The 12,927-nt window shown below is 71.4% G+C and carries 14 protein-coding genes; 3 read left to right on the forward strand and 11 right to left on the reverse strand.

Going from position 1 to position 12,927, the window contains the following annotated elements; translation table 11 throughout:
• The first annotated feature begins 2 nt into the window (after positions 1-2).
• A complete protein-coding gene (locus tag ABW16_RS08170) occupies positions 3-1,202 on the forward strand; it encodes a bifunctional cobalt-precorrin-7 (C(5))-methyltransferase/cobalt-precorrin-6B (C(15))-methyltransferase (protein ID WP_047318670.1) in 1,200 nt (399 codons plus the stop codon).
• On the opposite strand, the gene cobM is transcribed toward ABW16_RS08170, so the two are convergent.
• The 6 genes from cobM to ABW16_RS08200 form a co-directional block, all read right to left on the reverse strand.
• Positions 1,188-1,958 (reverse strand): precorrin-4 C(11)-methyltransferase, encoded by a 771-nt coding sequence (gene cobM, locus ABW16_RS08175; RefSeq protein ID WP_047318857.1) that lies wholly within the window; start codon positions 1,956-1,958, stop codon positions 1,188-1,190. The two genes, ABW16_RS08170 and cobM, sit on opposite strands and share 15 nt — an antisense overlap.
• The gene (cobJ, locus tag ABW16_RS08180; protein WP_047318671.1) at positions 1,946-3,457 is read right to left on the reverse strand and encodes a precorrin-3B C(17)-methyltransferase; all 1,512 of its coding nucleotides are present in this window, start codon (positions 3,455-3,457) and stop codon (positions 1,946-1,948) included. Before cobJ ends, cobM begins: the two co-directional genes overlap by 13 nt.
• The gene (locus tag ABW16_RS08185) at positions 3,454-4,110 is read right to left on the reverse strand and encodes a precorrin-8X methylmutase (RefSeq protein WP_047318672.1); all 657 of its coding nucleotides are present in this window, start codon (positions 4,108-4,110) and stop codon (positions 3,454-3,456) included. Before ABW16_RS08185 ends, cobJ begins: the two co-directional genes overlap by 4 nt.
• Before the next feature lie 11 nt (positions 4,111-4,121).
• Positions 4,122-4,946: a nitrite reductase gene (locus ABW16_RS08190; protein ID WP_047318673.1), complete on the reverse strand. Its 825-nt coding sequence runs from the start codon at positions 4,944-4,946 to the stop codon at positions 4,122-4,124.
• Positions 4,947-5,120: 174 nt separating this feature from the next.
• Positions 5,121-5,780 carry an enoyl-CoA hydratase-related protein gene (locus tag ABW16_RS08195; protein WP_047318674.1) on the reverse strand — a complete coding sequence of 220 codons (660 nt, stop codon included), beginning with the start codon at positions 5,778-5,780 and terminating at the stop codon, positions 5,121-5,123.
• Positions 5,777-6,388, reverse strand: coding sequence for a TetR/AcrR family transcriptional regulator (locus tag ABW16_RS08200; protein ID WP_047318858.1), 612 nt, complete (start codon positions 6,386-6,388; stop codon positions 5,777-5,779). Before ABW16_RS08200 ends, ABW16_RS08195 begins: the two co-directional genes overlap by 4 nt.
• A 78-nt stretch (positions 6,389-6,466) precedes the next feature.
• Here ABW16_RS08200 and trpS point away from each other — a divergent pair, with 78 nt between their 5' ends.
• Together trpS and yhjD are read left to right on the forward strand one after the other, a co-directional pair.
• A complete protein-coding gene (gene trpS, locus ABW16_RS08205) occupies positions 6,467-7,486 on the forward strand; it encodes a tryptophan--tRNA ligase (protein WP_047318675.1) in 1,020 nt (339 codons plus the stop codon).
• Positions 7,487-7,493: 7 nt separating this feature from the next.
• Entirely contained in the window at positions 7,494-8,390 is an 897-nt protein-coding gene (gene yhjD, locus ABW16_RS08210; RefSeq protein WP_047318676.1) for an inner membrane protein YhjD, read from the forward strand.
• A 21-nt stretch (positions 8,391-8,411) separates the two neighbouring features.
• Here yhjD and ABW16_RS08215 read toward each other — a convergent pair whose 3' ends face one another.
• From ABW16_RS08215 to ABW16_RS08235, 5 genes are read right to left on the reverse strand one after another with little or no spacing between them, the layout of a single operon-like run.
• On the reverse strand, positions 8,412-8,699 hold the full coding sequence (locus tag ABW16_RS08215; protein ID WP_047318677.1) for a GNAT family N-acetyltransferase: 288 nt from the start codon (positions 8,697-8,699) through the stop codon (positions 8,412-8,414).
• A 9-nt stretch (positions 8,700-8,708) separates the two neighbouring features.
• The gene (gene nagA, locus ABW16_RS08220) at positions 8,709-9,827 is read right to left on the reverse strand and encodes an N-acetylglucosamine-6-phosphate deacetylase (RefSeq protein WP_047318678.1); all 1,119 of its coding nucleotides are present in this window, start codon (positions 9,825-9,827) and stop codon (positions 8,709-8,711) included.
• Positions 9,824-11,230 (reverse strand): sugar porter family MFS transporter, encoded by a 1,407-nt coding sequence (locus ABW16_RS08225; RefSeq protein ID WP_412178189.1) that lies wholly within the window; start codon positions 11,228-11,230, stop codon positions 9,824-9,826. The genes nagA and ABW16_RS08225 overlap by 4 nt, the downstream gene beginning before the upstream one ends.
• 45 nt (positions 11,231-11,275) lie before the next feature.
• The gene (locus tag ABW16_RS08230; RefSeq protein WP_052956808.1) at positions 11,276-11,671 is read right to left on the reverse strand and encodes a DUF4345 domain-containing protein; all 396 of its coding nucleotides are present in this window, start codon (positions 11,669-11,671) and stop codon (positions 11,276-11,278) included.
• Positions 11,665-12,888 carry a D-alanyl-D-alanine carboxypeptidase family protein gene (locus ABW16_RS08235; RefSeq protein WP_047318680.1) on the reverse strand — a complete coding sequence of 408 codons (1,224 nt, stop codon included), beginning with the start codon at positions 12,886-12,888 and terminating at the stop codon, positions 11,665-11,667. The genes ABW16_RS08230 and ABW16_RS08235 overlap by 7 nt, the downstream gene beginning before the upstream one ends.
• Positions 12,889-12,927: the final 39 nt, after the last annotated feature.

The following is a 12,927-nucleotide window of genomic DNA, read 5'->3' on the forward strand; positions in this document are numbered from 1 at the left end:
CGGTGCCCGCCGCGGAACGCATCGCCGTCGTCGGCATCGGCGCCGACGGCTGGGCCGGGCTGGGCGGGCCGGCGCGGGACACGGTGCTGGCGGCCGACGTCGTGATCGGCGGGTCGCGCCACCTCGACCTGCTGCCCGCGGTCGAGGGCCAACAGCGCCACACCTGGCCGTCGCCGCTGCGGGCCGGGCTGACCGGGCTGCTCGACGGGCTGGCCGGGCAGCGAGTGGTCGCGCTGGCCTCCGGCGATCCGCTGCTGTCCGGGGTGGGCAGCACGTTGATCGAGCTGTTCGGAGCCGACCGGGTCACGGTGGTCCCGGCGGTCTCGTCGGTCACGCTGGCCCGCGCCCGGTTGGGCTGGCCCGCGGAGTCCGCCGCGGTGATCAGGGCCGCCGATGTGCACGCGGTGCTGCGCGAGCTGGCGCCGGGCCGGCGGGTGCTGGTGCTGTCGTCGGACCAGACCACCCCGGGGCAGCTGGCCGCCCTGTTGACCGAGCGCGGCTACGGGGCGAGCCGGATGGTGGTGCTGGGTGACCTCGGCGGCGCGGCCGAATACAGGCGGGACAGCACCGCGGCCACCTTTGCCGGCCCGGTGCCGCGGCTCAATATCGTCGCCCTGGAACTCGCCGGCCCGCTGGTCTCCGGCTGGGCGGCCGGCCTACCCGACGACGCCTACGAGCACGACGGGCAACTCACCAAACGCGACCTACGGGCGTCCGCGCTGGCGCGGCTGGCCCCGGCGCCCGGGCAGCTGCTGTGGGACGTGGGCGCGGGCGCCGGCTCGGTGGGCATCGAATGGATGCGCTCGCATCCGACCTGCCATGCCCTCGCTGTCGAGGCGAACGATGCCAGAGCACAACGTATCTCGGACAACGCTCGCAACCTCGGGGTCCCCGCGTTGCGGGTGGTTCACGGCACGGCCCCGCAGGTGTTGGCGGACCTGCCCGCCCCGGACGCGGTGTTCATCGGCGGCGGCCTGAGCCGGGACGGGGTGCTGGCGGCCTGCCTGGCAGCGCTGGTACCGGGCGGGCGGCTGGTGGCCCACGGCGTCACGCTGGAAACCGAGGCGCTGCTGGCGACGGCCTACCGCGAACACGGCGGCGAGCTGACCCGCATCCAGGTCGAGTACGCCGCACCGCTGGGGTCCTTCACCGGCTGGACGCCGGCCCGGGCGGTCACCCAGTGGGCGCTAACCCGGCCCTGACCGGTCCCGAGCCGGGTCATAGAGGTGGCTCTCGCCGGCACACGGATCGGGCAGATCGGCCACCGCCCGGCCGACCAGGATGACCGCGGCCGACCGCAGGCCCGCCGCCTCGACCGCGTCGGCGATGTCGGTGATCGTCCCGCGCAGCACCAGCTCCTCGGGCTGCGAGGCGCGATAGACCACCGCGACCGGGCAGTCCGGACCGTACTCGGATTCCAGCTGGGCCATCAGTTCTCGGGTCCGAGTGATCGCCAGGTGCAGTACCAGGGTGGCTTGCGTGGCGGCGAATGCGGCCAGCGATTCCCGCTCCGGCATAGCGGTGGAGGAGGCCTGGACCCGGGTCAACACCACCGACTGCGTCACCAGCGGGACCGTGAGCTCGCGGCCGAGCACCGCCGCGGCGGCCGCATATGCCGGCACTCCGGGCGTCACCTCCCACGGCACCCCGGCGGCATCGAGGCGGCGGGTCTGTTCGAAGACCGCGCTGTACAGCGACGGGTCCCCGGAGACCAGCCGCACCACCGTGCGTCCCGCCCGGTGCGCGGTGACCAGCCGGTCGGTGATCGCGTCCAGGTCCAGATCGGCGGTGTCGACGAGGTCGGCCGTACCCGAGCAGTGGGCCAGAACCTGTGGGTCCAGATAGCTGCCCGGATAGAGCACCACGTCTGCCTCGGACAACAGCCGGGCGGCCCGCACCGTCAGCAGTTCCGCCGCGCCCGGACCGGCGCCGACGAACTGGACCGCTAGCGCACCCATCGCGGCGTCCACACCCGCCCAGCCGTCACCCGGGTCGACGAGGCCCCCACCAGGACAAGGCATTTCATGTCGATGGTGTCGGTGTCCAGCTCGCCCAGGGTGGTCACGGTGAGCGACTCGGACTCCCGGCCGATGTCACGGCCGACCACCACCACCGTCGCCGCGTCCCGATGTTCCAGCAGCACCTTGCGGGCGATCGCGATCTGGTCGGGCCGGGCGCGAGACGCCGGGTTGTAGATCGCCAGCACCAGATCGGCCTCGGCGATCGCCCGCAGCCGCGACTCGATCACCGCCCAGGGCTTGAGCCGATCCGAGAGGCTCAGCACCGCGAAGTCGGCACCGATCGGGGCGCCGGCTGCCGCGGCCACCGCCTGCACCGCCGACACTCCGGGCAGCACTCGCACCGAAACATGTTGATATTGCTCGTTATCGGCCGCCTCGAACACCGCTGATGCCATCCCGAACACCCCGGCATCCCCGCCGGAGACCACCGCCGCCCGCTCGCCGCGCGCGGCCAGGTCCAGCGCGAAGCGGGCCCGGTCGAGCTCGACGGTGTTGCCCGAGGTGTGCCGCTGCAGTCCCTCTCGCTGCGGAACCCGCGCGACGTAGGGGCCGTAGCCCACCACATGATCCACCTGCTCCAGCGCGGCGGCCGCTTCGGCGGTCAACCAGCCGTCGGGCCCGGGTCCCAGCCCGATGACCAGCAGCTCGGCGGGCTGGGAAACCTGTTCGACCACGGCGGGGGCCGGCTCGGCCGACGTCCGGGAGCGCTGCCCGTTGCGGGAGTCGCCGTCCACGACGATCAGCGACAGATAGGGAACCTCGTCGGATTCGTCCATGCCGGCCACCGGCAGCCAGCGCTGTTGCGGATGACTGGCCCGCTCGACGTAGTAGGCGTGCTCCAGGCGGCCCGCCGCTGCCAGGGCCCGACGCACCGCCGGAAAGGTACGACCCAGCTTCATGATGATGGCGCCGTCGGTGTCGGCCAGCCTCATCGCCAGCTCGTGCTCGCCCAGGGTGCCCGGCAGCACGGTCAGCACGTCGGTCTGGCGCACCAGCGGCATCCCGAGCGCGGCGGTGGCGGCGCTGAATGCCGGTACACCGGGGATGATCTCGGTGTCGTAGCGCGCCGACAGCCGGTCGTGCATGTACATGAACGAGCCGTAGAACAGCGGATCGCCCTCGGTCAGCAGCGCCACCGTGCGACCCGCATCCAGGTGGGCGGCCAGCCTGGACGCCGAGGCCTCATAGAAGTCGGCGAGTGCGCCGGCATAGCCGCCGGGGTGATCGGTGACCCCGGTGGTGACGGGGTAGCGCAGCTCCTCTTCGCGGACACCCGGCCGGATCAGGTCGGCGGCGATGGTGCGCGCATACGACGCCTTGTTGACCCCGGCGTGGTAGGCCACCACGTCGGCGTCGGCGATGATCCGGGCGGCCTTGCGGGTGATCAGTTCCGGGTCACCGGGGCCCAGGCCCACCCCGTAGAAGGTGCCGGTCATTCGGCATCCGAGGCGAGTGCGTTGAGGGCCGAGGAGGTGATCGCCGAGCCGCCGCGCCGGCCGCGCACGGTCACGAACGGGATGTCGATGCCGTGGTCGGTGTGCAGGGCGGCCAACGCCGCCTTGGACTCGGCGGCGCCGATGAAGCCCACCGGGCAGCCGACGATCACCGCTGGGCGCGGCCCGCCGTCGAGGATCAGCTCCAGCAGGTGGAACAGCGCGGTGGGGGCGTTGCCGATCGCGACGACGGCACCGGCCAGCTCGGGTTCCCACAGCGAGACGGCCGCCGCCGAACGGGTGGTTCCCCATTCCTTCGCCAGCTCCGGTACCCGCTCGTCGCGCAGGTAACAGCGCACCTCGTTGCCGGCCGGCAGCCGCCCCGCGGTCACCCCGACCGCCACCATCCGGGCATCGCAGAGGATCGGTGCCCCGCCGTCGAGCGCGGCCCGGCCGGCCGGCACCGCGTCGGGGTGGATCACCAGGTCCTTGGCAACATCGGTCTGCCCGGCGCCGTGAATCATCCGCACCGCGAGCCGCTCGGCGTTCGCGGGGATATGGGACAGGTGGGACTCGCGGCGGATGGTCGCAAACGACTCGAGGTAGATGGCCGGGCCGTCGGCGATGTAGTCGTAGCGCTTGGTGGGTCTGTTCACGAAGCCAACTCCTACGCGGGGACGAAGATGCCGTGCCACGGGGTCACGACGACCTCGGCGGCGACCGGAAGCGTGCGCGCGCGATCCGGGGTGAGCACCCCGTCAGGCATCGGCACATGGGTGCCACCGGGCACCGGACCGTAGGGTAACGGACCCGACGGGGCGGGCAGGCGTACGTCGGCGGACACGATGGCGGCAAGCGGCCCGGAAAGCTCCCGGATGTGCCAGGGCGCGTCGGGTCCGTCGCCGCGGGCGGTCTGGAAGGCTCCGGCCACCGCGGCCAGCCGACCCGCGGCGTCCTCGAGACCGATCACGGCACCCCAGTGCTCGCCGACCCGCAGCTGCGCCGCCGTGCTGCTGAGCGCAACCAGGCCGATATCGGCGGAGCGGTCCAGCAGGTCGCCGCGGCCGTCATCGAGGACGAACAGGAAGCGGCCGGGCAACCCGGCGAGTCGCGGATCACCGCACAGCAGGGCGTCCAGCCGCGCCGCCACCGGCCGCAGGTCCGCCCGCCCGCCGGCGTAGCCGGTCTGCGGCGAGACCAGGATGTTGCGGACCAGCTCGTGGCTGCGCGACGGCAACAGCCCGGTCGACTCCAAGGCGGCCACCGCCCCGGGGGCCAGCTCACCCCCGTGGTCGGCCAACCCGCGCAGCTGCAGGTTGGCCCGCTTGGTCAGGTAAACCGAACCGTCGGCGAACTCGGCGCTGACCTGCAGTAAGCGGGCCAGCGATGCGGCCGGCAGCCGACCGCCGACCAGGCGCAGCCGCACCAGCAGTCCATCGTCGGCCACCCAGGGGCGCAGCACGCCCGGGCACCGGTCGGCCCTCGTCCTCATCTGTCACACCCGCCACGCGGGGGAAGGCATACCGCAGTTGCCCGCCTTTGCGCGACAACACCCGTTAAGTCAGCGCTGCCGGCGGCGGGTTTGGCGTGCACGGACTGAATTGTCGCTCAAAGGCGGGCGACAGACATGCCCCCGCCCTCCGGTGACAGGTGGGACGTGTGGGGCTCAACCGCCCAGTGCCGCCACCGCCGGGCCGAACATGGTGTCCTTGATCGCGCCCAGCGTGCCCGAGTCCTTGCCGGCCAGCGGTCGCAACAGCTCGGTCGCGACCGGAGTCACCGCGCCCTCGGCGGCGGTGCTGTCCACAATGCCGAAGGCGGCGGCGTCCACCCCGCCGAACCGGCGGCCGGTGGTCATCGACGCCACCTGGGCCTGTGGGGTGAGCTTGGCCTGGATCAGCGCCGCCATTCCCGCCGTGAACGGAATCCGGATGTCGACCTCGGGCAGGCAGAAGAAGCCGCGATCGGCGCGCATCACCCGGAAATCGTGGGCGAGTGCCAGCATCGCGCCGGCCCCGAACGCGTGGCCGACCACCGCCGCCGCGGTGGGGATCGGCAAGGTCAGCATCCGCGCGAGCAGGGCGTGCACCCGGCCGACGTACCAGTCGGTGCGGTCACCGTTGGCCATCAGCCAGTCCAGGTCCAGGCCGTTGGTGTAGAACTTGCCGCCCGCGGTGGTCACCAGGCCGTGCGCTTTCCCCTGGCTGTTGGCGTCCAGCACGTCGTCGAGAACGCGATTGATCTCATCGAGAAAGCCGGGGGAGAACCGGTTTTCGTCGTCGCCGAGGTCCAGCACCGCGATCTGGCTGTCATAGGTCAAGTTCACTTCGAGGGATCCTTTCTAGAGGGTGGTCCGACCGACAGCACGGCGCGGACCGCCGCGTGCAAGTGGGCGCGGGCGTATGTGCTGCCCAACCGGTTCCGGCTGAGCACGATAGCGGTGGGCAGGTCGACGACGCAGGTGGTGATGGTGTCGACGGCGGCGGCGTCGCGGCGCGCCCACAGCGCGTCCGCGAGCCGGATGAGCAAGCCGACCAGCTGGGCATCGGCGCCGCGCAGCTGCTCGGCCAGCTCGGGAGCAAGATCGTCGTCGGGCAGTTCGTCGCGCCGGATCGCGAACAGCAGCTTGCAGGCGTCGGGATGACGCTCGGCGAACGCCACCGGGGCGTCGGCAGCGGCCACCACGGCCTCGAGTGGGTCCGACACCGCGTCCACCAGCGCGCCCTGTACTGCCAGGAAGCGCCGGGTGGCCCGCAGCCAGGCGGCGGCGACCAACCCGGCACGCGAGCCGAACTCGTGGTAGACCGCGCCATTGGAGGCGCCGGTGGCCTCCCCGATCGCGCGAATCGTCACCGCGGCGGGCCCGGACCGCGCGGCAAGCGACTCGACGGCGTCGAGCACCTGCTCGGGGTCGTGCACGCGCGGGCGGGGCATGGCCGCCACCGTAACAGAGCGCCCGCTCTGTTACCAGGTGCGGTCGTCCGGTCTCGGGCGTGACAGGATCGAGCAATCATGAGCACTCCCGGTTCCCGTCCCGTCGTATTCTCCGGCGCCCAGCCGACCTCCGACTCGCTGCACCTCGGAAACGCCCTCGGCGCGGTCGCTCAGTGGACCAGCCTGCAGGACGATCACGAGGCGTTCTTCTGCGTCGTCGACCTGCACGCGATCACCGTTGCGCAGGACCCGGCGACGCTGCGGCGCCGCACACTGGTGACGGCCGCCCAATACCTGGCGCTGGGCATCGACCCGGCGCGCAGCACCGTCTTCGTGCAGAGCCACGTGCCCGCCCACGCCGAACTCGCCTGGGTACTGGGCTGTTTCACCGGCTTCGGGCAGGCGTCGCGGATGACGCAGTTCAAAGACAAGTCGCAGAAGCAGGGTGCCGACTCCACCAGCGTGGGTCTGTTCACCTATCCGGTGTTGATGGCCGCCGACGTGCTGCTCTACGACACCGAGGTGGTCCCGGTCGGGGAAGACCAGCGCCAACACCTGGAGCTGGCCCGCGACGTCGCGCAGCGTGTCAACGCGCGGTTCCCGCAGACCTTCGTCGTCCCGGAACCGATGATCCCGAAGGCCACCGCCAAGATCTATGACCTGCAGGACCCGACCGCCAAGATGAGCAAGTCGGCGGCCACCGACGCCGGTCTGATCAGCCTGCTCGACGATCCGGCGAAGAGTGCCAAGAAGATTCGCTCGGCGGTCACCGACTCCGAACGCGAGATTCGCTACGACCCGGAGGCCAAGCCCGGCATTTCGAACCTGCTGACCATTCAGGCCGCGGTCACCGGCTCCGACGTCGCGACCCTGGTGGACGGCTATGCCGGGCGCGGCTACGGCGACCTGAAGAAGGAGACCGCCGAGGCCGTCGCCGAGTTTGTCACCCCCATCAAGGCCCGGGTGGATGAGCTGCTCGCCGACCCGGCTGAGCTGGAGGCGGTGCTGGCCGCCGGTGCGAGCCGGGCGCGTGCGGCGGCCGCCGGAACGCTTGCGCGGGTGTACGACCGGGTGGGATTCCTGCCGCCGCGGGCATGAGCAAGGCATGAGCAAGGCCGTGACCGACCCCTCTAAGCCGGGCATCATCGACCGGCTGCGGTCGCGTTATGGCTGGTTCGATCACGTGGTGCGGGCGCAGGAGCGCTACGACGACCGCCGGGGCAACTTCTTCGCCGCCGGGATGAGCTACTACACCATCTTCGCGCTGTTCCCACTGGCGATGGTCGGCTTCTCCGTCGGCGGGTTCCTGCTGTCGCGGCGCCCCGAGGTGCTCGACGAGATCGAGCGCCGGATCAAGCACTCGATCCCCGGCGAGTTCGGCAACGAGCTGATCACCTTGGTGGACAGCGCGATCGCCTCGCGCGCCTCGGTGGGGCTGATCGGCCTGGCCGCGGCCGGGTGGGTTGGTCTGACCTGGATTGCCAACCTGCGCGAGGCACTGTCGCAGATGTGGGAAACCCGTTTGGACAAGCAGGGTTTCGTCTCCGCCAAGCTGTCGGACCTGCTTGCGATGGTGGCGGCGTTCGGCGCCATGCTGGCCACCATTGCGCTGACCGCCCTGGCCGACCCGAAGCTGATGCGAAACTTCCTGCGCTGGATCGGTGTTCCCGACTTCACGCTGCTGGGCGGGCTGCTGCGCGTCGTGTCGCTGACGATGGCGGCCGGGGTGTCCTGGCTGTTGTTCACCTGGATGATCGCCCGCCTGCCCCGGGAGTCGGTGAGCTTCGACAGCGCCATGGAGGCCGGCGCGATAGCCGCGGTCGGCTACGAACTGTTCAAACAGGCGGGCTCGGTCTATCTGCAGTCGGTGATCAACGGCCCGGCCGGGGCGGTGTTCGGGCCGGTCCTGGGCCTGCTGGTGTTCGCCTACATCACCACCCGGCTCGTTCTGTTCGCCACCGCGTGGGCGGCGACGTCGGCGGACAACCTGCCCAGCGACTGACGCCGGAGATCGTGGCGCGGTCTATTCGGCGACCGGGTCGACGAGGTCGGCGTACTCCGGGTGTTTGGTGATGTAGGCCTCCACGAACGAGCAGGTCGGCACCACGCGTTTGCCGGCCGCCCGGGTGTCGTCCAGGGCTGCGCCGATCAGGGTGCTGGCCAGTCCGCGTCCGCCGAACGCCTTGTCGATCACGGTGTGGTGGAAGATCCGCTGATCGCCCTTTTCGATGTAGTCGGCGAAGCCGGCCTGTTCGCCGTCGACGGTGATCCGGTACTGCCGGTTGTCGTGCGTGACGGTCGGTTCGCTCACGATTCTCCTTCAGCTCAGCCACGTTCCGCGGCGCATCACCCGCACCACGTGCAGGTCGGCGTTCATCACCACCAGGTTAGCCGTGGACCCGGCGGCCAAAACCCCGGCGCCGTCGAGACCGAGGGCGCGGGCCGGAGTGGACGCCGTCATGAGCACCGCCGCCCTCAGCGCTGCGTCGTCGCCGCCGAGCAGCCGCACCGCGGTCGCGAACAGCCGGTCCATGGTGGCGGTGCTGCCGGCGATGGTCGCCGTGCCCCGCAGCCGGGCGACTCCGCCGGCGACGTCGACGTCGAGCCCGCCCAGGGTGAACCCGCCGTCGCCGGCTCCGGCGGCAGCCATCGCATCGGTGACCAGCGCGACCCGGTCCGGGCCGGCGGTGGCCACCACGTGCCGGATCACGCCCGCGTGCAGGTGCACGCCGTCGGCGATCAGCTCGACGGTCACCCGGGGATCGGACAGCAGCGCGGGAACCGGTCCCGGCTCGCGATGGTGCAGTGCCCGCATCGCGTTGAACAGGTGTGTGGCCACGGTCGCACCGGCGTCGAGAGCGGCCTGCGTCAGTTCGTAGTCCGCGTCGGTATGCCCCACGGCCACAACGACTCCCGCGTCGACCAGGCGCCGGATGGCCGCGATGCCGCCGGGCAGCTCGGGCGCCAGGGTGACCATCCGGATCGTGCCGTCACCGGCGGCCAGCAGCGCGTCGATCTCGGCGTCGTCGGGGGCGCGCAGCTGCCCGCTGTCGTGCGCGCCGCAATGCAGCCGGCTCAGCCACGGCCCCTCCAGGTGGATGCCGTCCACGACACCGCGCCGGGTCGCGGCGGCCAGCGTGCGCACCTGAGCGAGGAGGGTTTCCGGAGACGCGGTCACCAGGCTGGCCAGGCCCCCGGTGGTGCCGTGCGAAGCGTGCAACGCCGCCGCGCGGTCCGGATCGTCGGCGTAGGAGACGCCGGCGCCGCCGTGCACATGCATGTCGACGAAGCCCGGCACCACCACGCAGTCGCCGAAATCGGCGTCCGCGCCAACCGGCCCGGACCCGCAGTCGGTGATCCGCCCGTCGGCCACCGACACCCAGCCGGGTCGGTGTACTGCACCGTCGAGCACGACGGCGCCGGCGGCGATGACGGTCACGCCGATGCCTCACTGCCCGGCACCAGGGCGGCGTCGTCGGCGGGCCAACGTCCGCCGTTCTCCCAGAAGTGCCGGATGTCTTCCAACTGGCGGCCCTTGGTCTCTGGGGCGTAGCGGTGGACGAAGGCCAGGCTGAGCATGGCCAGCACACCGAACACCGCGAAGGTGCCGGCGCCGCCCAGTGAGGTCAGCATGGTCAGGAAGACCGCGGCGACGATCGCGTTGGCCACCAGGTCGGAGGTCAGCATCGCGGAGGCCCCCATCGATCTCATCCTGGCCGGCAAGCTCTCCCCGGCATACACCCAGACCAGGGAGCCGAAACCGAACGTGTAGCCGACGGTGAACAGCAGCACCCCGCCGAACTTGACCACCGCCAGTACGTCACCGAACACCTCACCGGCGGCGAACACCGCGACCAGCAGCAGGTTGGCCGCGACCATCGCCGCTATCCCCGCCAGCAGGATCGGCCGCCGGCCGACCCGGTCGATGATCGCCAGCGAGACGACCATCGCCGCCAGGGCGGCGACCTGCACCAGCGCCGGCAGGACCAGCAACGCGAAATCGCCTTCGAAGCCCATCTTTTCGAACAGCCGGGGGCTGTAATAGACGATCGCGTTGATCCCGGTGATCTGGATGAAGAAGCCCAGCGTGACCACGAACAGCGTCGCCCGCAGGTAGGGCGGGCGAAGCATCTCGCGCAGTACACCGACCCCGCCGGCCTGCTCCTCGGCCAGGGTCGCACCGATCTCGGCCAGCTCGCGCTGCGCGTCGGCGCCGGGTTCAATCCGCCGCAGGGTGCGTTCCGCGTCGTCGGCGCGGCCCTTGAGCAGATACCAGCGGGCGGTATCGGGGAGGCGGGCCAACGCCCACGTCACCAGCACGGCGGGAACCGCGGCCAGCCCCAGCATCGCCCGCCAGTTGCCGGTGCCGGCCAGCAGGTAGGCGACCAGGTAGCCGGCGATGATCCCGATCACCGTGGCCACCCCGTAGGTCACCAGCAGCGCGCCGCGGGCATCGGCCGGCGCCGACTCGGCCACGAACACCGGGACCACCACCACCGACACCCCGATGGTGATGCCCAGCAGCAGCCGCGCCACGGTCAGTGTCGACACCGACGTCGCGGCCGCGCCCAGCAATGCGAAAACCGCGTAGCCCAGGGCCACCGAGACCATCGAGCGCTTTCGGCCTATCGCGTTGGCCAGCCATCCGCCGGCCATCGCGCCGCCGATCTCGCCGATCACCGTCGCGGTGGTGATCATCTCCTGCTGGGCTTCGGTGAGCCCGAAATCATGCTCGATGAACAACAGCGCGCCGGCGATATTGGACAGGTCGTAGCCGTAGATGACCCCGACGCTGGCGGCGGCCACCCCCACCAGAAGTGCCAGCGGCGAGGAGCGGCGCAGTTCCCCGATTCGGCCCATCTGGCTCACGGTAGGGGATGCGGTCGTCTACCGAATGCCCGAGTCGCGGTGATCAGCCAGGCTCGCGTACCAGTAGGTCAGCCCGGCCGCGACGAATTCGACGGCGCACGCCGCGGTGAAGACCGGATGCGGCATGCCGACATCGGCCATGGACATCAGCCGGGACACCCCGAGCAGCGCCATGGTGGCGGCCAGCAGGCGCACGGCTCCGGCCGGGATCGGGGAGCGCCGAAAGGCCTCGAGGTAGCCGACACCGAAGCCGATGAGCAGGGCCCCGGCCGCGCGGCTCTCGCTGTCCACGGTCGCGTTGACGGCCTGGCCGTCCGGAATCGAATCCAGCGAGAACGCCATCCGGCTGATCCCGATCCCGATCAGCAGCAAGCCGGCCAGCCAGCCGAATGCTCGCAGCGCCTTGATCACCATGCCGAGCCCCTTCTGGGGCGGCGGTTCACCGCCCGTGCACCCATGATGAGCCCGAACACGACGATCGTCCCGAAGATGCCCACCCCGACGCGCACCGGCACCGTGTCGTCCGACGGCGCCAGCAGCATGGCCTGGGGGTTCGCCGCGTCGGCCGGTCCGCGGGGCGCCACCAGCGAGGGGTCGGGTTCGATCAGCGTCCCGACTCGGGTGCCGGCCGGGACGGAGAAGCCGTAGTCGAGCAGCTGGGCGGCCTGCTGCCAGGGCGGGATCGGCTGCCGGGTGCCGCGCAGCAGCACCGCCACCAGCCGGCGCCCGTCCCGGGTCGCGGCGCCGACGAACGTCTGCCCGGCGTCGTCGGTGTAGCCGGTCTTGCCGCCGAGGGCGCCCGGGTAGTTGTAGAGCAGCTGGTTGTCGTTCTCCAGCTGGTAGCCCGGCGTATCGCCGTAGCCGGGAAAGTCGAAGGTGCGGGTCGCGACGATGTTGGCGAACGCCGGGTTGTTCCAGGCGTAGCGGTAGAACAGCCCGATGTCGTAGGCCGAGGTGCTCATGCCCGGCCCGTCCAGCCCGGAGGGGGTGGCGGCGCGGGTGTCGCGGCCGCCGAGCCGCGCGGCCAAAGTGTTGATCTTGTGCAGCGCCACATCCCAGCCGCCGAGTTGCATGGCCAGGGCGTGGGCGGCGTCGTTGCCCGATCCCATCAGCAGGCCGTGCAGCAACTGGTCGACGGTGAAGCGGCCGCCGGGGCCGACGCCCACCCGGGTGCCTTCGGCGTTGGCGTCTTCCTGGGTGCCGAGAACGACGGCGTTCGGGTCCAGCTCGTTCAGCGCTGCCATCGCGGTCAGCACCTTGATCACGCTGGCGGGCCGGTGCCGCCCGTGCGGGTCGCGGGCGGCGATCACCGCACCGCTGTCCAGGTCTGCCACCAGCCACGACTCGGCGGAGACCTCGCTGGGCACCGGCGGGGTGTCGGGTGCGGCCACGATCCCACAGCCGGCCAGGGCCTCACCGCCGACCGGGGTGGCCGGCACGGGCAGCGGCAGCGGGGGAGCACCGGCTTGGGGCACTTCGGAGGCGTCCACGGCGGGAGGGGTGCTGACCTGGTACGGGCAGCCGACCGTTCCCGCGTTGAGGCCCGGGGTGGGATCCGCCGTCGCCAGGGGTGCGGCCGCGGCGAGAAAACCCGCCGCCACCAGGGCTGACACCGAGCGCAGAGCAGTCATCGTGTGTGCAGGGTAGGCCAAAAGCGCGCTGAAACCGGG

The sequence above is a fragment of the Mycolicibacter heraklionensis genome (genome assembly GCF_001021505.1).
Lineage (GTDB): Bacteria > Actinomycetota > Actinomycetes > Mycobacteriales > Mycobacteriaceae > Mycobacterium > Mycobacterium heraklionense.

Coding starts and splice junctions, on each gene's coding strand:
- cobM (WP_047318857.1), bottom strand. CDS start 1,958: ATGGGTGCGCTAGCGGTCCAGTTCGTCGGCGCCGGTCCGGGCGCGGCG.
- cobJ (WP_047318671.1), bottom strand. CDS start 3,457: ATGACCGGCACCTTCTACGGGGTGGGCCTGGGCCCCGGTGACCCGGAA.
- ABW16_RS08190 (WP_047318673.1), bottom strand. CDS start 4,946: ATGAGGACGAGGGCCGACCGGTGCCCGGGCGTGCTGCGCCCCTGGGTG.
- ABW16_RS08200 (WP_047318858.1), bottom strand. CDS start 6,388: ATGCCCCGCCCGCGCGTGCACGACCCCGAGCAGGTGCTCGACGCCGTC.
- trpS (WP_047318675.1), top strand. CDS start 6,467: ATGAGCACTCCCGGTTCCCGTCCCGTCGTATTCTCCGGCGCCCAGCCG.
- yhjD (WP_047318676.1), top strand. CDS start 7,494: ATGAGCAAGGCCGTGACCGACCCCTCTAAGCCGGGCATCATCGACCGG.
- ABW16_RS08230 (WP_052956808.1), bottom strand. CDS start 11,671: ATGGTGATCAAGGCGCTGCGAGCATTCGGCTGGCTGGCCGGCTTGCTG.
- ABW16_RS08235 (WP_047318680.1), bottom strand. CDS start 12,888: ATGACTGCTCTGCGCTCGGTGTCAGCCCTGGTGGCGGCGGGTTTTCTC.